Source organism: Anoxybacillus andreesenii (genome assembly GCF_030813005.1).
GTDB lineage: Bacteria > Bacillota > Bacilli > Bacillales > Cytobacillaceae > Robertmurraya > Robertmurraya andreesenii.
Genome location: NZ_JAUSTU010000010.1, coordinates 108,229 through 130,076 on the forward strand (window position 1 = coordinate 108,229; position 21,848 = coordinate 130,076).

Below are 21,848 nucleotides of genomic sequence, written 5' to 3' on the forward strand. Positions count from 1 at the left end.
CAAATTTTTTATTGGTTTAGCACAGGAATCTTCAGAACCTGTCCCGGACGAATAACATCATCTTTCAAATTGTTTGCTTCCTTGATTAATCTAATTCCCTCTTTAAAGTCTGTTTGATAGAATTTCTTCGCAATTTTTGTTAGATGATCTCCCGTTTGTACCGTATATTCATCGGAATTAGTATCTGTTTTCGCTTCTGTCTTTGAGTCATTATTCGAATCAACTGTGGTTGTTTGTGATCCAGAGTTTGTTTTCGATGAGTTCGTAACATCTCCAAACTTGCTAAAAGGGTTTTTCTTCTTTGCCGGCTCTGGCGTTTGCATTTTTGGTAGACTATCGATCAGATCTAAAAGACTTGGCATATAGAAGGCAGATAGTTTCACCTGATAGCTTAAAGGTTTTTCAGTCTGTTCGTAATCAATAATCTCTTCACCAGCAGTAAAATCGATCGCTTCCATAACCGTGATCCGTTCAGAACTTTCGAGAATCTGAATAAACTTTTCAAATTCAAAATAGCTTGGGGACTCAACATTTAGGGTGATCGATATCTTTTTCACACCCGTAGGAAGTGGAATGGCTTCTTTCTTTTGATTATCTTCCATAGAGGTATCTTGCTCCCCAGTTTCAGCTGGTTCCTCACTCGTACCTTCCGATGTTGTTGTTTGATCGTTCGTTTCCTCTTCTTTTTCCTCCACCTGTCCAGCTTCCTCTTCGGTCACTTCACCATCTTCAAAAACCATATTGACCACAAAGCTCCCGGAAACAACCTCGGCCTTCTCAATATCTAGCAGCAGTTGTTGAGATAAGGGCTTGACTGGTACCTTTTTCTGTAAAGCAACCGTGCTCTGAAAAGTGTTAGAGTTCGTATTCGTTATTTTTCCTTGCAGAACAGAAAGAATTTGCTCCTGTGACTTAAGCTCTGATTCCTTTATAGGTATTTCCTTCATTTTTGGGTAAAGAAGGAAAAAGAACAGGGCAACAAATAAAACAATCATCGTGAATATCAAAGCGGCTATCGTTACTTTGTTGTTGCTTGGCAATTTCAGATTCATTCACCTTCGCCCCCTTGTTCATCGGAGGTTTCTGCACTGGCTTCTTCCTTCAAAACATCTCTTTTTAACTCCACTTCATATTCACCATGATAACGTGGAATATATTTTTCGTTCTTCAGTTCACTCTCGTTCGGACCGTTATCGGTTTCTCCAATCGTCCTGTCATAGAAACTCGTTACGGCATCAAGCTGATTGAGCTTCGCGTCTAGCACCCATTTGGATTCGATCAATGCATTCAGATAGTAAGCTGCATCGCGGCTGGTTTCAAACTGAATCGTAAATTTTACAACTCCTATTCCCTCATACGTAAAGCTTTGGAGAAATCCTCTTTCTGGAAGTAGTTCGGTCAATTTTTGTAGAATAGGAACTGTCTTAAGTGGATAATCCTCGGCCCATTTTACCGTATTTTCAAGTTCAGTGAGGGAGTTTGAAGCTTCATAATTCATAACCTTTTGCTGCTCATTGGCCACTAACTGCTCCGTTGTAGCGATCTGCTGCTCCAAATTGGCTATCTTATTCTCATAAGTCCGATTAAACCAATAGACAAAAAATCCACCAATAAGGAGGATTGCAGCTGAAATGATTGCAAGCAAGAAAAGGGATTTATTCTTTGCTTCTTTTTGCGGTAAAAGGTTAATTTCTACAAGCATGTCTTACACCCCTTTTAATGCCAGCCCTAACGCAAGGTAGTATTTATAAGAAAAATCTTGTTCAAGTGAAACTTGTTCCTGATAAGCAATCGTTTCTAATGGCACATCAAATCGGCCCTCGAGGTCCTTCTTTATTTGTGCAAGCATTGGATGATCCCCATCCAATAAGATCTTGGAGACCTGCTTCTTTCCTTGATGCAGCGAATAGCGATAAAAATCCATCAGACGATTGATTTCTTTATAGGTATCCTCAAGCTGAAACGACAAACTCGACTGTTCACCAATGTAAACTAAATCATAATTCCCATTCCGGTTGAGCTTCTTGTCCCATTGCTTTTCATCAAATTCCAATGGCAAATGATGCATGAAAAACGGAATCGTATTTTCAAAGATACAGATATTCACATCATTTAATCCAAACTGCACAATGAGGAGATCTTCCTCTTTCCCCGCTTGTTGTAAATGATGGTAAAGTCGGTAGATGGCTAAAGGTGAGACCTCGGCCGCTACTGGTTCAAGCTTCGCCTCAGATAAAAGATTGCTATACTCAATGACATTGTCCTCCTGGGCTGCAAAGATAAGAATCTCTTTTTTCTCCTTATCCTTTGAAAGCACAACCGCATCAAAGACTGGTTCATCAAATGGTAGATGAATACTCGTGCCCAGCTCTAAATAAAGATAGCCTTTAATCTCATCATCCTTCACTTCCGCAGGAATGGAAACCTTTCTGACTATGACAAAGGATTCAGGAATTAAAAAACGAACCTGTCGATTACGAAGCTTCCAATCATTGACACATTCCTCTAGAATATTGGCTAGCGTCTCAAAGTCATTAATCTTCCCATTGGTGATCAGCCCTGTCGGGAGTAATCGCTCGCCCCATTTATAGGGAATCGGAGGCTTCGCCTGCTTTAACTCAAGATAGCGAATAGAATGATCATTGATGATTATATTAACAACACGATCTTTTCGAGAAAATAAGGATAAATTCATAGAATGACTCCTTAAAAGCTAGCTAGTAATTGTAGATACGTATTCACAATTTCTTCATAAAAATAATAAGCCGTGATCGTTCCAGCCGCAATAAAGGGCCCAAATGGAATCGGCTTGCTGCGTTTTACGATCTTGAATAATAGACCAAACACTCCAAAAACTGCACCAAAAAGAGTAGCAAGAAAAAATGATAAAAGCATAACCTTTGTTCCAACAACAAAGCCCACTAATGCCATTAGCTTGATATCGCCTCCGCCCATTCCTCCCTTACTGACAATTGCAATTAGGAGAAGAAGGGAAAAGGCAATGGTTGCACCTAGGATTGAATCCCACCATGGTGTAAGTGGAATAAAAATCCGTTCTAATAAAAAAATCCCCGCAAACACAAGTAAGATTTTATCAGGGATGAGCATATAATTAATATCTGATACGAAGATAATCATAAACAGAGAGATAAGCGTCCAAGCGACAAATAACTCAGCCGTCCAGCCTAACACGAGTGGAGCTGACACGAAAAGTAACCCTGTCATCAGTTCCACAAGTGGATAGATAGGGGAAATACCCGCCTTACATTGACGGCATTTCCCCCCTTGGATTACATAGGATAGCACTGGGATAAGCTCATATGCCTTCAGCTGATGGTTGCAGTTCGGACAGGCTGAGCGTGGTGCTATGATTGATTTTTTTAATGGGACTCGTAGGCCTACTACGTTAAAAAATGAACCAAAGAGTAATGAATAAATAAATATTAATAAATACATCTTTTAATCGGCTATTATTTAATATTTTTTCTAGTTATACTATTTGCCGAAAGCTCTCTGTCTAAGCCACGCTTACCCTTAATCATAACTTTATAACCTGTAATCTTTCCACTAGAGTCTTTTTCCACAATAACATAAGAACTATTTTGGTTTGCAGTAGTATATGGTTTTTTAGTATCGGGATCTTCAGAAATTTCTAAATATCCACCATCAATTAATTCTTTCATAGTAATCTTATTATCTGCACCCTCAACATCTCGTTCAGATGCTATAGCAGTTTTTGCGGAATTAACCATTTGTTGAGCATTTGCGATAATCGCATCTTTCTTTGTATTATCTATTAGGCCACCAATTGCAGGAACTGCAATCGCCGCAATGATCCCCAAAATTACAACTACCGCCAATAATTCCACCAAAGTCAAGCCTCTCTGGTCCTTCAGTCGCTTCTTCAAATTCTTCATCATGACATTTCCTCCCTAATTCTAGTAATTATTAACTATTATAAGTTTACTCTATTAACATTGTAAATGAAAATGTGATATTTATCCCATTCTAATTGTTAACATTTTCCTAACTATCCAACATTATTGAAAATTTCAAACATCGGAACCATGATCGATGTGACGATCGTCCCTACCAGTCCAGCCAAAACTACAATCATCAACGGCTCAATGAGAGATTTTATCTGGTCTGTACTGTTTTCTACTTCCTTCTCGTAGAAATCGGCCACTTTCCCAAGCATCGCATCCAAAGACCCTGTTTCTTCCCCAATCGCAATCATTTGTGTTACGAGAGGAGGAAAGGCCCAGTGCTTTCTCATCGGGTCTGTCAAGGATTGTCCTTTTTCGAGAGCCTCTCGAGACTCTCGAACTACTTTAGCGATTACTTCATTTTCGACAACATTTTCGACAATCGACATCGCCTGAAGGATCGGTACTGAACTGGTGAACAATGAACTCAACGTTCTCGTCATCCGGGCCAGTACCGCTTTTTGCATCATCTTTCCGAAAATAGGTATCCGCAACAGAAAATAATCCAAATAATACTTCGTATTCTTGTTTTGTCTAATGAAAACGATAAACCCAACAAAGATAAAGACGACAACTAGCACCAGCCACCAAAACCTCTGCATAAATTCACTGGCATTCAGTACAAACTGTGTGATTGCAGGCAGCTCGCCACCGAAATCAGCAAACATATCAACAAAGGTCGGTACTACCGAAACAAGCAAGAAAATGACAACGGCAATGGCAATGATTCCAACCACTATCGGATAAGCAAGAGCTGACTTGATTTTCGACCTTGTATTATGCTGCTTCTCAAAATGTACAGCTAAGCGCTCAAGGGTTTCGTCCATATTTCCCCCAGCTTCTCCCGCTCTTATCATATTAACAAACATCGCTGTGAATATTTTCTTATGCTTCGCAGCCGCATCTGACAGAGGCTTTCCTTCTGTTAACTCCTGTTCAATATCGAGGAGCGCCTTCTTCAATGCTTTACTTTCCGTTTGCTCTGCTAATATTCTAGTAGAATCAACGACTGAAACCCCTGCCTTTAATAGAGTCGAAAACTGTCGCAAGTAGATAACCATATGCTGCAGCTTGACAGGGGAGCCAATCGAAATGTCCTTCGTCAAGACCGACTCTGGTACCTCGGTCATCTCTAAAACCCGGACCCCATCCATCCGAAGCTTTTGCATCGCTTCACGTCTAGAAGAAGCATTAATAAAGCCCTGATTCTTTCCTTTTCGGTCACGTCCAACATATTTAAAGCGTGCCATGTTAGTTTACTTTCTCCTGTAAAAATGGTTCGGCTGCTTCCTTCGAAATGATTCCTGATTGAACCAGTTCTTTGATGCTTGCCTCTAGCGTGTGCATGCCATAGGCACGTGATGTTTGCATGATATTGACAATTTGATGGATTTTCTCATTTCGAATCAGGTTCGCTACGGCCGAATTATTAATTAATATTTCCGTCGCCGCCCTTCGCCCTTTGTTATCCATCGTCTTAAATAGACGTTGAGAAATAACAGCGACGAGAACAGAAGCGAGCTGAATCCGAACCTGTGCCTGCTGGGATGGTGGAAACACATCAATAATCCGGTTGATGGTCGCTGGGGCACTCGAGGTATGTAACGTCCCGAATACGAGATGCCCTGTTTCCGCTGCTGTAATGGCTGTTGAAATCGTTTCTAAGTCGCGCATCTCACCAACAAGAATGACATCTGGATCCTGTCTTAAGGATGCCCGTAAGCCATTGGCAAAATTTTTCGTATCAAATCCAACCTCTCGTTGATCGATAATTGAGTTCCCGTGTTTATGCAAATATTCGATTGGATCCTCCAACGTGATAATATGCTTTCTCATGTTTTGATTCATATATTGAATCATGGATGCTAGCGTAGTAGACTTTCCGCTCCCGGTAGGTCCAGTAACAAGCACAAGTCCTTGCGGTTTTTCGGCAATTTTTCGTAAAATTGACGGCAACTCTAGCTCCTCAATCGTCGGAATTTTTGTTGGAACAATACGCACAGCCATGGCTACACAGGATCTTTGAAAATACGTATTCACTCGGAATCTTGAGACGCCGGGTATGCCGTATGAAAAGTCAAGTTCACCTTTTTCCTTAAATTGCTCCCACATATGGTCTGGGATGATCGCCTTTGCCATGCCTTCTGTATCGGCTGGCTTAAGGACATCCTTCCCATATCGTTTCAGCTCACCATTAATCCTCATTATCGGTGGGACCCCAACAGTCAAATGAATATCTGAAGCTTTCAATTCAAAGCCTGCTCTAAGTAAATGGTCTATCATCTCTTTCATCATCCGCACCTCTATTCAGGAATCGCTACTCGTAGAATTTCTTCTGTCGTGGTCAAGCCTTGCTTCACCTTCAATAATCCGTCATCAATGAGAAAAATGGTCTTCGCTTTGATCGCCAATTCTCTTAGCTTTGTAAAAGATTCGCCATTCATAATGACCCTTCTCATATCATCATTGATGACAAGGACTTCATGAATCGCAATTCGACCTTTATACCCTGTCATATTACAGGATGAACAGCCTCTTCCTCTGACAATTTTGTCAATCTTCATGCCACGTTTCGCAAAGATCTCGATTTCTCTTTTTGTAGCAGGCTGCTCCTCAGCACAATCACGACAGACTCTTCGCACTAATCGCTGCGCTACAATTCCACTTAATGAGGATGCAACGAGGAATGGCTCTACCCCCATATCAAGTAGACGAGTAACCGTCCCTAACGAATCATTCGTATGAATCGTACTTAGTACTAAGTGTCCAGTAAGTGAAGCGCGAATAGCGACTTCAACTGTTTCCTTGTCACGGATTTCCCCTACCATGATGATATTCGGATCTTGACGCAAAATGGAGCGAAGTCCTGCCGCAAAGGTCATGCCGACATTAGCATTTACTTGGATTTGGTTGATGCCTTCCAACTGATACTCCACTGGATCCTCAACGGTAATAATGTTAACTTCTTCACTATTAAGTTTGTTTAAAGCTGCATATAACGTGGAAGACTTACCTGAACCAGTCGGCCCTGTGATTAGGACAATGCCCGTTGGTTTTTCGATCATATCGCTGAATCTCTTAAGATTCAGCTTATTAAAACCTAATTTCGTAATATCATTTAGCGAGCTGCCTAGATCTAGTATCCGCAGAACAATCTTTTCTCCAAACACCGTTGGGAGAGTTGACACACGAAGGTCGATCGGATGAAATTCTAAATTCACCTTAATGCGACCATCCTGTGGAATCCGATGCTCTGTTATATCAAGATTGGCCATGATCTTAATTCTTGCTGTTAGTAAGCTCTGCATATGCTTTGGAAGAACTCGTTCCGTTCTTAACACACCGTCTATACGATAGCGAATGACGACCTTTGTTTCCTGTGGATCAATATGAATATCACTTGCCTTCATGGAAGTAGCATTTGAAAGGAGTTGGTTGACTAGACGGACGACTGGCGAATCATCGGCATTCATCTTTTCTTCCTTAGCCGGATCATGATCCGGCAGGTCTCCCATGAGCTCCTCAAAACCTTCATCAATCTCGTAATATTTATTGATCGCTCTTAAAATATCATCCTTGGTGGCAATGGCCGTCTCAATTTGAAAGCCTGTTGAGAGACGCAAATCATCAATCGCAAAGAAATCCATCGGATCCGCCATCGCTACAAACAGCTTGTCTCCCTCTTTTTTTAGTGGGATTAGACGGTTTCTCTTTGCAGTTTCCTTTGAAATGAGATTGAATAGTTTTGTATCAAAAGGATATCGGTACAAGCTTATATGGGGTATACCAAGCTGAAATTCCAATACTTCTATCAGCTGCTGCTCGGTAATATATCCCCTTTGCAGTAAGGCATCCCCTAGTTTTTGACCAGGACTTTTTTCCTTCAATGTAGATTGAAGCTGATCCTCAGAAATGAGACCAGCTTCAACGAGTAAATCTCCAAGTCGTTTCCGGGTTTGTTGTTTCATCATTTGAACCCCGCTTTTTGGCGATTATTTTGGTATTTCATTCTCTTTTCCCCATAATTCATCATCATTGCTAGAATCTGGATTATTTAGGTCGGTTTTAGAATTTGGATCAGAAGAATCCTTACTATTGTTAGGAGAACTTGAGCTTCCATCCTGGTTCTCAACCTGACCGTTGTCAGTGTTAGGAATAGTAGTTGAGGAGTCTCCTTCTTTTACAATTAGACCCTGAACCTCCACCTGATGCACGGGCGGGTAAAAGTCCTCTGCAATAAGCTCCTTCTTAAGAACCATCCCTTTTTCATCTCGGTATTCCCGGTAGATTTTTATGAGTTGCCCCTCTTTTCCAGCAACCTTCACTTTAATTTCTGTCGGGCCTAGCATTGGATTGAATTGGCGTATAATTTTCGGCTTAAAGGTTTCTTTGTCCTCTGAAATAATGACATATTTATTCAAGAACTCTGGACCTTTTAGAGAAACATATAAACTATCATTCTTGTTCTCAAACTCTATAAAATAACTAAACTCATTCGGATTTGAAAAAACTAGGTCGTTTTTCAAGTCTATGTCGGCCTTCGCTTCAAAGCCAAGGGAAGCATAGGCTGGTAGTTCACTGCTAATATGGCGCTCGATAATATCAAAATTAGTCGGTAGAATAACATCATAAATAGCAGTAGCTATTTTACTTAATGAGCCCTGTGAAACAGCACCAATTTCATCCTCTACAAACTTTAATAAGGAAAATTGTGAGGTTGCTGGTATTTCGATGGATTTCCCTGCAAATAAATCTAGTTCATTTTCCACAAATTGTGACTCAATAACAGACTCCGCAATCGTGGTTTCACTACCAGTTCCTGTTAAATAAGGATCCAATCGAATTTCGTAATTTCCAGGCTCTAAATTCTCTGCATAATTCAAAATAGCAGCCTGTACCTCATCCAAATGAATATCATCCAAAATGGATGGAGATAGGGAAATTAACACATCCTCTATCGTATCTAGCTTCACGATAACAGAATTTGCCTGTCCATGTTTTGCTTTTGAAACAGAATTCTCAACATCAAAATGGAATAATCCAAGATCAAACGCTTCACTTTTTTCCTTATATTTCAAAGTGATCTTTGTTTCATTTAGATAATCGGTTAGCTGTTCATCGACCATTTTCATCGCTTCATTTCTCGTTTTTCCAGCAACCGAAACAGAACCAATTGTCGTTCCTTCCGCAAATTCATCACTTCGATTGATAACTGAATCGTAAGCTAAGGCACCGAAATGTGAGAAACTGAAGATATACGTAATACTTAAGATTATGACTAGAAACAGCTTAATAACCTGCTGATTTCTCACATTAATCGGCCTCCTTTACTACGCTTCGACATTCATCGATAATTCAACGATAATACCAGGTCCTTCTTCTTGTGCTTTCTGAATTTGTTCAGTTGTAAGGATGGTACCTTCATGGAATATGATGTTGCCATTTTTGTCATATACGTCTTTGGTGAGCGTTTTTCCTACTAACAGCTCAATTTGCTTCTCCTTTAGAGCTCTTACTTCTTCATCCTCCATGGAGCTAGCCACTTGTGCTGTAGGAATTTCAGCAATTAAGTCCGCTATTTCAGCTGATGCCACTTCTTTTTCTTCCAGCTCATCAACGGAATTCAGGAAAAATGATGTAGCGTCTTCCTTAACAATAATAATGTCCTTTCCAAAGGTCACGACCGATTCAGATGAAAGCGCCACTTCTTTGTCAGTAAGCTTCAATTGCATTCCAAGGATATGACCACTATCTTGATCGACAAAATATTCGATGACTTCGCCAAGTAATTCACCTTTTCTCGTCATAACCTTTGTGTTTGTGATTTTTATTTTTTTGTTCACAAGCTGATTGGCAATTGGGATTTCGTTTAAATCGATGACCGCACTTTCGCTATCGACTGTAACGGCATATTCTCCAATCCCAACTACTTTTTTGAACGGAATAGCTTTTACACTTACTTGAAAATCCTCGTGCTCAATCGTCAAAAAGTCGACAGAGCCCTTGTCTGGATTGATGACGAGGGACTTAACCTTCCCTACTTGATTCCCATCTAAGATGCTGATAATCGGCAAACCACTAATTTGAGTACTTTTCTTCATTAACTTTTCACCACACCTAATCTATAAGTTCACGAAACTACTATATATGATACATTATTTTAACATGTATTAGGAAATTCATCGTGCATTTTCACAATATTGTTTATACAAATAGTGAATTTCCATATCCAAAATTGGATAATTTTCGAATTTCCCCTCTAAATTTGTCAAAAGTTCCTTCAATTTACCTATTTCTTTTTGACTAAGATAATGCTGAATAAGAAGACTTGCAAATGAATAGTAATCCTGTGCTGACAAATCTGGGTGTAAATGCTCTTTGATTAACTCCTCATATTGCTCTGCTGGCATATGTTTGCTCACAAGCTGGAGCTGTGAAAGCATTGTAAGAAAGAGTTGCTGCTGAAGCGCTGATTTCTGCTCTTCCTTCCATACTGCCTCTGAAGCAGTTATGCTGTCCAAGGTTTCTTCTTCTACACGAGGTGGTTGAGTTTCTAATTCAACACCCAATTCATTAGGCACTTGATAAGATACCTGTTCAGTTTTCTCTTCCTGAGAATTATCATTAGCTTCTGATTCGACAATCTCCTTCTCAACATCTTCTTGATAGTCTGAAAAAGTCTGTTCTTCGATTGGTGATTCTAGTTCTTTTCCTATCTCTTCTTGTGGTTTAAGCCCATCTAGCTCCTTGGAACCCTCTTCTGCTTCCTCTGGCCCATCAACCAAAGAAGCTGCCACTTCATTATGACCAATCACACCAAGTAAATAATCATCCTCAAGCTCTAAATCATCTTCAAGCATCCAATCGTAAATAGCTTTGTTTGTGTCCTCTTGCCCCGTTTCTGAACTTTCATCTGAATTCACATCCCCAAATTCTAGCACCTCAAGTTCAGACTCCAGCTCCAAATCATCATCTAGGAATTCCATTTGATTAACTGGCGGTTTAATTTCCAAGTTCTCGATTGTCTCATGCTCACAATTAAGTTCACTTAGGACATTTAATTCATCAATCAATATGTCTGAAATAGCCAAATCCGAAGAAATTTCAGGTTCAACCTGACTGCTGCTTATCGCATCGGACTGATGAACCTCTTCCATTAATATTTCTTCATCTAAACTGTCATCTTCTAAAAGCTGCTCAATTTCGGACAAATATCCTTCAGAATATGGTTCTTCATCTTCAGAAGCAGCAAACTCCTCAACAACGGCCTCTCTCTCCGCCAAGAAGGCGATTTCATCGTCGAGTTCTATTTCTACGGTTTCGGAGGCAGTAGAATCTACTGTTTCTACGAGTTCTTCCTGTTCCATAAGCTCTTGCAGATCTACTGGTTCTTGTGGCTCTGTTTGTTCTTGCAGGTCTATTAGGTCTTGTATATCTACCTGTTCATTTTGTTCTTCCAAATCTTGTACTAGTTGACCTTGCTTGTCTAAACCAAACATTAGCTTTTCTAGTTCGATAGGTTCATCTTCAATTAAGGGAATCATGGCCGTTTCAGCCAATTTTTCTTCTTCCTGTACAACACTTTTCTTTTCAAGTGTTATTCCCTGTTCAGGCTCTATTACTTCTTCATTTACCAAATGGCCCAACTCATCCAAATCTTCTAAACCAATTTCAGTCAATTCATCTTCATTCGTCCCAGTCGAAAATAGGTACTTATGGAATCTTTTTTCTAGGATGTATACTGTAAGAAAAGTGAGTAAGACAATGATTAGCCCAGTTTGCCATAAAGGAAAATTGTTTTTCGCTAAAATTCCTAAATTCGCAAACAAAAACGCAACCAGAATAATTAAGCCTTTACCTTTATTCGTTAAACCTATTGGTAAAAAATAAATAATAGGAACTAAAATAATCAGTGACACTGCGGCCGCAATAAGCTCTCCCATTTGTTCACCCCTTTACTACAAATTTTATATACATTTCCATTAATTATCTTTCCATTTCTTACACATTTCTGCCTAAAGTTACAATTATCGACCTTTAAATATTGTATAATAAACTTAAGCTTTTTGAAAGCAGGCTTATATATGTTAAATAGTAAAATTTTGAGAAAGAATCTTTGTTTATCGCTATGTTTACTCTAAAAATACCCAAGTATTTGTGGAATATTCTTTTCATTAAGCATGGAATTTGTTTAAGATTATTATAGGTAGAAGGGAGGAGGAAGTTTTGTCTATTTCTAAAATTTTGAAGAATAGAAGAGGACTAACACTATTAGAAGTTTTGCTTTCTATCACTATTTTAGGAATTGTTGTCACATCTTTTCTTTCCTTTTTTAATCACGCCTATTCCTACACGAAAAAAAATGAGGACAAGACGGTTGGAATTAATGTGGCACGGAATGTGTTGAATTATTTTGAACAACAGGATTATGGGAAAATAAAAGATACGTATTTTTCAGATTCCCTTTCAGAAGATGAAGTAACGATTACGAAAGCGAGCTGTGAAGATCAAATCCCAGGGAAATTAGAAATCTTCTTTCACGATCGAGATGCATGTAAAAAATTCTTTACTCCTGAAATCAATAATGTTGAATTTTCCCCAACTGTTAAATTTACAAGAGACTTATCATCAAATGGAGATAAACCTGATCTAAGGGACCAGCTTATTGGAGTTGAAGTAGAAGTCGAATGGAACAAGCAAACAACTTCGGTTAGGGGGTTGATTAAAAAGTGAGAAAATTAATTTCCTCCGAGCGTGGCCTCACCTTAGTTGAAGTGTTAGTTACCCTTGTGATCATGTCAATTGTTTCTGGTGTCATTTATAGTGTGTTCACGACAGGCTTGAAACTATACCAAAAAATCGGGATTGAGGCTCAGCTACGTGATGATGCTGATTATGTTGCAACGATGATCTTGAACGAGATGTATAACTACCCGCCAAATTTCATTAAGAAATATGAAGAAGATGGCGCTGAAGGGATAGAGCTCATCCGCTATGCTCCAAAAAATGTGGAAGGCTATGTTGTTGAAGACTCTACTAAAATCGAACGTGATCTATTAATCTATTTTAAAGATAATCATTTTTTTATTGACGAAATAAAGAGAGTAACAGAGGCCGGTACTGAGAAAATTAACATTTTAAATTCAACTAAACTTTCCTCTGATAGTTCAAAGTTCACCACTGTTAACGGTCAAAGTTCCTCCATCTCCGTTAGCTGCACGAAACCAGAACTGGCGAATCAGTGTCCACATGGAACAATCGCATTAAATATCTTCATCAGTGAAGATAAAGAAAGATTTTCAAATTTGCTCAAAACTGAACCCTTAGAATTAAAAAGCTCATTTGGGTTCTAAAAGGGGGGAATGAAATGGTGAAGAATGAACGCGGCTCAACCCTTTTGGTTGTTATGCTAATGATGTTAGTGTTTACGATCCTCGGCTTGTCAATTATTTCAACTAGCATCGGTGGGGCCAAAAGAACAGAGGTTAGAGAAGAACAAATCACCGATGACTTAGAATCCATTCGGACACTTGGAGAGGCTGTTGCCTATATAAAAAAAACCATTGAGACAGATTTCAATAAAGATAATCCAGATATGTCTGTAAGTGAGTATAGTACCAATATTATTGAACAGAAGATTATTAAGAATCCTTATGATTACAAGATTCAAAATATAAGTAATAACCCTGAATATGAAATAAAGCAAAATGAAGACTTTACAAGGGTCCTTTTGGTTACTAGTGGGAAGTATAAACAAATTGTTTATATCACGGGAATGCCAAGTTTCCTAAAATATGCAGTAGGTTCCCGTGGGATTCTAACTCTTAATGGTTCTACTTATATTGAAAAGGGTAATATATACGCAAATGAAAAACTGGTACTCAGCAATCAAGCGAAATACATTTACGCTGGCTCGAATCTTGTGGAAGACACTTTCTTTCCATCCGTTTCAGCAGGAGAAAATAACCAAATAGACAGCCATCTATTTATTGAAAATGAAGAAATAGAATACTGCAATAATATGAATTGCTACAGTGGGAATATAAAAAATGAAGGCTCTTTTCATTCCTTAAGCATCAAGGATCTTAATAATGCCTTCGAGCCCTTCGCACCGATATTTTCTAAAGAAGACACAGAATTTGTAGATGTTGATATTATTCAAACATTTAAAGAGAAGCTAAAGACATCAGGATTTGTTGCGAATAATAACAACCCAACAATTGAAGAACTGATCCTTGGAGGAATGGTTAGCTCTTCTGTGCAAAAAATTTCTTCATTTGAAAATTTAGATAACTCTTCTTCCATTAAGGGCTATTTGTACGTTCCTCCAGCTAAAGAAGAGGGGGATGAAGTTGACGACGATCCAAATTCGGATATCTATATTGATACGAGTAATTTAATCATGAGTGATAAATCTAAATGGGTCGTAATCGATGGAAATGCTGTCATTGAGAATATCGGCAATGAAATCATGAATGTTTCCGCCAATATCCTTATTACAGGAAATCTTACGATACGCGGCGATATTGCATTCAACTCAACGATCTATGTTCTTGGGGATACAACAATTAATAATGTGAATATTTCAGGCTATGATGATGGAGAACTGATTTTGATGACCCAAGGAAAACTTGAAATCGCTAGAATCAATAAATTCAAGAATGATGTCGTGAATTCAATTAAAGCCTATTTGTACACAGATAATGAATTAGAAGTGGCTGAAGTGTATGCGATGGGGTCATACCTTTATATAGAAGGAGGAATATTTGCTAAAGGGAATTTGGAAGTAAACGCATATCGAGGTACGGTAGAGGATAAGAATACTCATATCGAATTTGTGAAGGGGAAAAAAAATGATCCAACCTCCTCGCGTTTAATAATAAAAAATAACAAGAAGCTATTTCTTAATCAGGCTCAAGGTCTCCCGAAGATTAATAGATTAGAAGTAATGACGGATTTGATGAGTAAATAAAAAAGTTAAAAGAGGAGAGAAAAACCAATCGTTTTTCTCTCCTCTCTTTTTATCTTATTATTCTAGTTCTCTTGGAATAAAATTAATATTTATCCCCTGAAGTATTTTTATCCTTTGCTCCTGGCTCTACCACTTTTACCTTTAATTCTGCAGTAAAAGTTTTGTTATCTTCATCACGAACAGTTATTTCAATTCCAGTCTCACCTATCCTCTTAGGGATAATCTCACCAGATGATTCAACTTCTAAAATACTTTCGTTTCTTGACCTAAACTGAGGCTCACCTTGGATATTTGTTGCATCCGCTGGTAAGTATCTAAAATGTCTCTTCACATTTTCATCAGTGCTGCCCTTTTCAACAACAAGCACATCACCGACATCAATTCCAGTTAGTTTTGAACCAACATTTACTGTAACAGTAGTTGAAATATCACTTCCATCTGTTGTACGAATTTCAATTTCTGCTGTTCCTGTCATTCTTCCATAGATGACACCTTCATTAAGAATAGATACAATCGATGGATTGAGCGATGTCCATTTTAATTCTTTGTTGGTTGCATTTTCTGGCTGAATATCAATAATAAAACTATTAAACTCTAGTAGTTTACCTATTCTAACTGGGTTTGGAGTTACAGAAATAGATTTAATCAAAATTGGGTTAACTTTAATTTTGATACTTTCCTTAATTTTATTACCCGCAATATCAACAGTTGTTACTTCTAAACTAGTTTCCCCATCTTTAATTCCTTTTACTACTCCATTTTCATAAATGGCAATCGACGAATCCGCAATCGTTACCTGGAAATCTCTTTCTGTGCTATCTTCTGGAACAATCTTGATATTAACATTCATGGATTGTCCTACTTTAAGCTCAATTGGATTTGGCTCTACTGCAATTGATTCTTTAATAATAGTAAGTGTCTTCACAACTGGCGTACTATTGAGAGAAAATCCTCCCTTTGTTCTAACTCGAATTTCAATAGGGCCTTCTAAATCACTCGGCAATTCAATGAGAGCGGAAGGAGCGAATGATGACCAATTTGTTTCAGTATCCTTCGTTTTTATTTGATATTCGTATACGACATCATTCCCTATAACTAAGTCCTTAATCTTGAAACCAACTCTACCCTTTGTTTCATTGCCAGATTGAAGGTCTTGACTTAGTGATAAATTCTTTAATGTATAATCTGTTCTCAAATAAAGAATCGCCCTTGTATTATCATAGAAGGTGACTTCAATCGCCGTTGCATCATTTATTAACTTCATTGACTTTACAGGCTTTTGAATAATTTCACTATCATTTGACAATTGTGTATCAGCTAAGATTTGTCCGTCTGTTTTATTTATTTTAGTGATCGTTCCAATATAATCACCCGTATAAAGATTGTACCTTCCCTCTAGATGAACATTCATAGAAATTCGTTGCTCACTAATATTTAGGGTTTGCGACTGAGCTTTAAACCTAGAATCAAAGAAGCTCATTTGGGCCTGTGGCATCATAGTATATGGTAGTGCCCAATCAGCCTTTAGTTTTAAGCTTATCGTGTAATCTTCTACTGAAAACTTACCTTTTTCATAGGTGATAGCATTACTTCCAAGATTTATTTCTACAGCTTTTCCCTCATTAATAAGTTTTACGCTAGCACCATTCTGAACAGGCTCGCCATTCTTTAATAGGCTAATCTGATTATTATTGGCAAGAGAAATTCCATCAAATAATGGTTGAGTAATTTTAATTTGGTCGATAGAACCTCTTGTAATTTCAGTAAAGACTGTATCAGGTATTAACTTATATTCAACTATAAACTCATTTCTCTCTGTGTCGGTTTCACCAATTTTAACTAGATTATCAGCTGAATAATACTGATTTCCTTTAATTTGAACCTCACTCAAGAAAGACGGTGCGGATTCATCTTTTACTTCAACCGTAAATGGTTCGTGAGTAAATTGCTGAGTGTTTCCTTTATTATCTGTATAGGACATCTTCACATTATCGGCAAATTCATAGATACCTGCCTTTGTAAATTGTAGCGGCAGTGAGTGCTGAATAAGGGCTGGATCTGGTTTCTCCCCTACTGGGAATGTGATATTAAATGGAACCTGTACCTTTTTATCGTTTTCCTTGAAATTCGAGGTTGGATCGACAATCACATCGCCATTAAATTTCTTTAAATCAATCGATACATTTCCTGATATTGTCGAGGAACTCACTTTTTTGGAAATGTCATTAAAAATAGTAGATAAATTTCCCGTTTTACCCTGTATAGCATAACCACCAGTATTAAGGGACATGTTTCTCAGCAATTCAAAATCGACATCACCTTCAGGAGCAAAGCCTATACTATACATCGTAATTCCATTTTCTCCAAGTGAGCTTGAAACATTTAATGCTTGTTCATGAATTAGTTTTTTCGCGTCAGCAAATGGCGTGCTCTTACCATTTTTTCTAGCTGTGTTATTAGTTAATAACTCATACTTATCATTTTGATAATTAAGTACAGTAGGTTCTCCATCGGTTAAGAAAATTACATATTTATTACTTCTGCTACCCGCAACAAACTTCTTCTTTGCTTCATTTAGAGCAGCATTGTAGTTCGTTCCCCCATTTGAAACACCTGGAATATCAAGATCTCCAATGGAATTCTTAATAAGATCTAAACCTTCTAATGGCCTTATATTAATATTTTCACCCCAACATAAACCAAAGAAGCAACCTGAATTTACACGAGTTTTGTTACTTACTTCGCTATCAAAAGGGACAAAATAAAATCTATCACCAGTTTTTGAATTAGATTCAAAATAATCGATTCCAGATTTCAAAGCATTTTTTGCTGTTGAATCCTTTCTTACACCATCAAAAGGATCCTTCATCGATCCCGATGTGTCGTGAACAAATACCACGTCTATTGGGAGTCTTTCATCTTTCGGAGCCATTCCCTTCGGGGTTACCGTAATATCAATATTCCCTTTCGCATTCCCGTCAGGAGGCTTGATGAATTCATCTGCACTAGGCTTTACATTCAACACTGCTCCTGGAACAGAATTCATATCTTTATTGACCTTAATAGTTACTGGTGGATGTGTTTTTGGTGTACTCAATCCATCATATTGAAGGTTGATATTGTTAAAAGTATAAGTATCAGCCTTCTTAAAAATCAGAGGCAAATTCACTGTCATACTGCTTGGATCTGGCTGTTTACCAACTGGAAAATTAAACTTAAATGGTATATGTGCCACTTGCTTACTGTCTACCGTAACATTAGCCGCGGGATTTACAGCTACGTTTCCTGAAAAACTTGAAAGATTAATAGTAACTTCACCACTTATGGTGTAACTATCAATTTTCTTAGAAATACTTTGAAAAATAGATTCTAGATTTTCTGGTGTGGCAAGAACAGCTGCTCCACCCGTCTTGCCGGACATTTTCTGTAGCAGTTGATAATCAATTTTGTCTTGAGGCGCAAAAGCTATACTATACAACATAATATTATTTTGTGCTAACCCATCACTTGTTTCCAAAGCTATTTGATGGATAAAATCTTGTGTAATCTTATAATTTTTACTTGAAGTGCTCCCTCTATATTTGGCCGTTCCATTGGTATAGAGAACGTATTCATAGCCACCATAATTTAGTACGGTAGGTTCTCCGTCAGTTAAAAATATAATATACTTATTTTTGTTATTACTATTTTTTAATAAATCCTTCGCATATTCAAGCGTTTGTGTGTAATTTGTTCCATCCGTATTGTACTCATCTTTGTCCAAGTACTTAGCGACATTTTCAATATTCGATAGCCCTTCTACCACTTTAACACTGCCGCTTTTCCGAACATTGCTGTTAAAAGGAACTAGATAAAAGTTATCTCCTGCCTTTTTATTTACATTAAAATACTTTATTGCACTCGTTAAAGCAACTTTAGCACTAACAGATTTTTTGGCATTAGAGAAGTAATCTTTCATTGACCCCGATGTATCATGGACAAAAACGACGTCTATTGGATCACGATCATTTTGAGCAATTGTCCCCTCGGGATTAATATTAATATTGAGAGTACCCTCCGCCAAACTGTCCGCATTTAAAGTTAACTCACTAGAGGAAGGGGTAACTATAAAGTCAACACTTGGGGATGTATCCGCCTTAGTTGTAAGTGGGTAAGAAGTGAATGTTGACAAAATTAATAGAGTAGCAATAAACAATGTAAAGAGTTTTTTAGTATTTCTCATTGACGTTCCCTCCTTTTGTTACTTTTTTATTTAAAATGGTATTTTTATCTATGTCTTTATTACTACTATTATACCAATTGTTATGGACTAACAATAGTATGATTTGTTAATAATTTGTATAAATTCCTAATTAATAGGTTTAAGGCAAAGAAGGAGATTTGATGTCAAATCCCCCCACACGTTTACTTTAAAATCTATGATGTTATAATGTTGAGTGTTGATTAATACACAAAGGAGAGAAAATAGCATGAAGAATAAATTCATCCTTTCTGCTTTGCTGTCTGCAACTTTATTAACTGCATGCAGTGCAGGAGATTCAAACGAAGATGCTTCCCCAAAGCAAGATGTAAATATAAAAGACCTAGTCCAAGAATACAGCGGGGTCAAAATGGAAGACAAATCTGCCTCCATTACATCTAAAGAGCTGCTCATTAAGGATGAAAACAGAAAAGAGACTACCTATGATTTGACTGGTGAGGAGTTCTTCGTTTCAATCGCACCTTATGTCAACGAGACCCATCCTTGAACAAACCATAGCTTGACAGGTTGTCAAGGAGAGATGGCTGACGAAGAGTTTGATGTGTACATCGAGGATACTGATGGGAATGTCGTTTTAGATGATGCAGTGAAGACTGGGTCTAATGGATTCATTGATTTATGGCTGCCTCGCGATAAGACTTACAAAGTCAAAATTGAGAACGGCGGAAAAACAGTGGAATCAGAGATTTCTACGTTTGAGAAGGATGGTACTTGTATTACTACGATGCAACTCATGTAAACTTCTATAAAACTCAATTGAGATAATTTTTATAACGAAAACGCAGAGATTTGATCTCTGCGTTTCTTTCTGTATTAAGGGTTACCAAGCTACTTTTATATTTCTATGAACTAGAATCTCTCACTTCACATACTCCGCAACCTTATTCCGCCCATTCCGTTTTGCTCCGACATATAAGGCTCTATCCGCATGCCTAATGAGCGACATAGCATCATCGGCATCTTGAGGGGCAGTAGCAACCCCAATGGAGGCCGTGATTTGCACAGCAATTTCTTTATTGTTATCTTCAATATGCTGTGAAAGTAAAAAGGGCCGATTGGCAATCGTCTGCCTGACAAATTCAGCGATGCTAAGAGCCGATGACTTTTCGATGTCTGGCAGGATGATGACGAATTCCTCCCCACCAAATCTCGCAACGGTACCGGTTTGGTCAATCAAGGAAACTAGACGGTCTGCCAGCTGGCAAAGGATTTCATTGCCGCTTTGATGTCCATAAACATCATTGACAGACTTAAAATGGTCAATATCAAGAAGGATAACCGAAAGCTGTTGTCTATTTCCACTTTCTAAAAGGTTGTATTCCTCCACTAATAATTTTTCCATAAAACGATAATTATAGAGCTTTGTTAGTGCACAACGTTCACTATCTTCTTTCGTTTGTTCATAATGTCGAGCATTTTCAACGGCCACAGCAAAATAAGAGCTTAACAAATCAACAATCATCAGCTGGGCCTTCTCATACGCTCTCTTCTGCTTAGAAGCTAGAAGCAGCACCGCCACGACCTCATTATTTCGAACAATTGGCACACAAATGATACTTTCTACAGATTCAGGCATATACCCATGAACAATGTCCTCCCACTCTTTTCTCGAATGGTAGAGAACCGCTTTCTTAGTGGCCCAGACTGTTCCACTTATGCCCTCATTCATCTTCAACGGGCGAATTTCAACGGGTTCATCTGACTCTGCTTCGACACTTCTAATTACATGCAACTCTTTATCTTCGACAACATCCAGTATGTAAGCAAAATCAGCTGGGAACATTTCTGTGAGCCGTTGTAGAAACAAATCCAATACTTCCACAACCTGTAGACGTTCCGCCAGCTCATGACCAATTTCTCCAGCCTGTTGAAGGTATTTATTCACCTTATTGCTAGAATGATAGAGATTCAAAATTATAGATAAGCTTGCAAAGGGAATTCCAACAAATATGATTGAAATCAGACCTACTTCCCGGTACAAAATATATAGAATAAGGCCAATTGGTATCGTTAATGTGGTTGTTACTGCTTCCCAAATGAAAGCCTGATCAAAGATTACCCTATTTCCATGCAGAATAAAAGAAATAGCTGTGATGAATACTTGATTTAAGACAAAATAAATAAGAGCATAAATAATCGCTAGTAATAAGTTTCTCGGGTTAGTGACAATATCTATTCCATGTACTCCTCCGAGCGCATAGTAGACAAGCCCACTCAATAGCGATACAAGAAAAAACATGGCCCAGTTCAGAGGAAACCGATACCAGCTTTCTTTTGGCAGCTTTATCCGGATAAACAATGCTGTAACTGCAATTTGCATGAAAATCATTTCCACAAATAGTCCATAGGTTAGAAAGACTGCTAGAGAAACCCACTGAATAAAAAAAATCGGTGAATTGTTGATAATCATCGGTGTACTGGCAACAAAACAGGTTAGCACCAGGAACCCTAGTAAATGAATGTCAAAGGGCTCTGCTAAAGGAGGGAAAAAATAATATACTAGAAAAATCCCTGGTAAAATTAAAAAGAACCAAAGAAGCCAAATAATCCTTTTATAAAGCGGATTTATCATTTCATTTCCCTCCCTCATTATTAATATTTCTTATACTTTATTAGTCTTTTAGTCTTA

The 21,848-nt window shown here is 38.1% G+C and carries 17 protein-coding genes; 4 read left to right on the forward strand and 13 right to left on the reverse strand.

What is annotated here, in order from left to right; genetic code table 11:
* Positions 1–8: 8 nt before the first annotated feature.
* The 11 genes from J2S07_RS11980 to J2S07_RS12030 form a co-directional block, all read right to left on the reverse strand.
* The gene (locus J2S07_RS11980) at positions 9–1,052 is read right to left on the reverse strand and encodes a LysM peptidoglycan-binding domain-containing protein (protein WP_307150641.1); all 1,044 of its coding nucleotides are present in this window, start codon (positions 1,050–1,052) and stop codon (positions 9–11) included.
* Positions 1,049–1,702: a PilN domain-containing protein gene (locus J2S07_RS11985; protein WP_307150642.1), complete on the reverse strand. Its 654-nt coding sequence runs from the start codon at positions 1,700–1,702 to the stop codon at positions 1,049–1,051. Before J2S07_RS11985 ends, J2S07_RS11980 begins: the two co-directional genes overlap by 4 nt.
* A 3-nt stretch (positions 1,703–1,705) precedes the next feature.
* Positions 1,706–2,695 carry a type IV pilus biogenesis protein PilM gene (gene pilM / locus J2S07_RS11990; RefSeq protein WP_307150643.1) on the reverse strand — a complete coding sequence of 330 codons (990 nt, stop codon included), beginning with the start codon at positions 2,693–2,695 and terminating at the stop codon, positions 1,706–1,708.
* Positions 2,696–2,706: 11 nt separating this feature from the next.
* On the reverse strand, positions 2,707–3,456 hold the full coding sequence (locus tag J2S07_RS11995; RefSeq protein WP_307150644.1) for a prepilin peptidase: 750 nt from the start codon (positions 3,454–3,456) through the stop codon (positions 2,707–2,709).
* 14 nt (positions 3,457–3,470) lie between these two features.
* The gene (locus tag J2S07_RS12000; protein WP_307150645.1) at positions 3,471–3,920 is read right to left on the reverse strand and encodes a prepilin-type N-terminal cleavage/methylation domain-containing protein; all 450 of its coding nucleotides are present in this window, start codon (positions 3,918–3,920) and stop codon (positions 3,471–3,473) included.
* A 110-nt stretch (positions 3,921–4,030) separates the two neighbouring features.
* A complete protein-coding gene (locus J2S07_RS12005) occupies positions 4,031–5,236 on the reverse strand; it encodes a type II secretion system F family protein (protein ID WP_307150646.1) in 1,206 nt (401 codons plus the stop codon).
* A gap of 1 nt (position 5,237) precedes the next feature.
* Complete coding sequence (locus tag J2S07_RS12010; RefSeq protein WP_307150647.1) at positions 5,238–6,278, reverse strand: type IV pilus twitching motility protein PilT; 1,041 nt, start codon at positions 6,276–6,278, stop codon at positions 5,238–5,240.
* Positions 6,279–6,289: 11 nt separating this feature from the next.
* A complete protein-coding gene (locus J2S07_RS12015) occupies positions 6,290–7,954 on the reverse strand; it encodes a GspE/PulE family protein (protein ID WP_307150648.1) in 1,665 nt (554 codons plus the stop codon).
* Positions 7,955–7,978: 24 nt separating this feature from the next.
* Positions 7,979–9,298, reverse strand: coding sequence for a VanW family protein (locus tag J2S07_RS12020; RefSeq protein WP_307150649.1), 1,320 nt, complete (start codon positions 9,296–9,298; stop codon positions 7,979–7,981).
* 18 nt (positions 9,299–9,316) lie between these two features.
* Positions 9,317–10,087 (reverse strand): PRC-barrel domain-containing protein, encoded by a 771-nt coding sequence (locus J2S07_RS12025; protein WP_307150650.1) that lies wholly within the window; start codon positions 10,085–10,087, stop codon positions 9,317–9,319.
* Between the two features lie 78 nt (positions 10,088–10,165).
* On the reverse strand, positions 10,166–11,929 hold the full coding sequence (locus J2S07_RS12030; RefSeq protein ID WP_307150651.1) for a hypothetical protein: 1,764 nt from the start codon (positions 11,927–11,929) through the stop codon (positions 10,166–10,168).
* Between the two features lie 283 nt (positions 11,930–12,212).
* Between J2S07_RS12030 and J2S07_RS12035 the strand changes: the two genes are divergently transcribed.
* Genes J2S07_RS12035 through J2S07_RS12045 form a run of 3 tightly spaced genes read left to right on the forward strand, consistent with a single transcriptional unit; the run spans position 12,213 to position 14,958 of the window.
* Complete coding sequence (locus tag J2S07_RS12035) at positions 12,213–12,719, forward strand: type IV pilus modification PilV family protein (RefSeq protein WP_307150652.1); 507 nt, start codon at positions 12,213–12,215, stop codon at positions 12,717–12,719.
* Positions 12,716–13,339, forward strand: coding sequence for a PilW family protein (locus tag J2S07_RS12040; RefSeq protein WP_307150653.1), 624 nt, complete (start codon positions 12,716–12,718; stop codon positions 13,337–13,339). The genes J2S07_RS12035 and J2S07_RS12040 overlap by 4 nt, the downstream gene beginning before the upstream one ends.
* Before the next feature lie 14 nt (positions 13,340–13,353).
* On the forward strand, positions 13,354–14,958 hold the full coding sequence (locus J2S07_RS12045) for a hypothetical protein (protein ID WP_307150654.1): 1,605 nt from the start codon (positions 13,354–13,356) through the stop codon (positions 14,956–14,958).
* Between the two features lie 82 nt (positions 14,959–15,040).
* Here J2S07_RS12045 and J2S07_RS12050 read toward each other — a convergent pair whose 3' ends face one another.
* Complete coding sequence (locus J2S07_RS12050) at positions 15,041–19,180, reverse strand: VWA domain-containing protein (protein ID WP_307150655.1); 4,140 nt, start codon at positions 19,178–19,180, stop codon at positions 15,041–15,043.
* 247 nt (positions 19,181–19,427) lie between these two features.
* On the opposite strand from J2S07_RS12050, the gene J2S07_RS12055 reads away from it, so the two are divergent.
* Complete coding sequence (locus tag J2S07_RS12055; protein ID WP_307150656.1) at positions 19,428–19,958, forward strand: CueP family metal-binding protein; 531 nt, start codon at positions 19,428–19,430, stop codon at positions 19,956–19,958.
* A 120-nt stretch (positions 19,959–20,078) separates the two neighbouring features.
* Here the strand turns inward: J2S07_RS12055 and J2S07_RS12060 are convergent, their stop codons facing one another.
* Complete coding sequence (locus J2S07_RS12060; protein WP_307150657.1) at positions 20,079–21,791, reverse strand: GGDEF domain-containing protein; 1,713 nt, start codon at positions 21,789–21,791, stop codon at positions 20,079–20,081.
* Between the last annotated feature and the right edge of the window lie 57 nt (positions 21,792–21,848).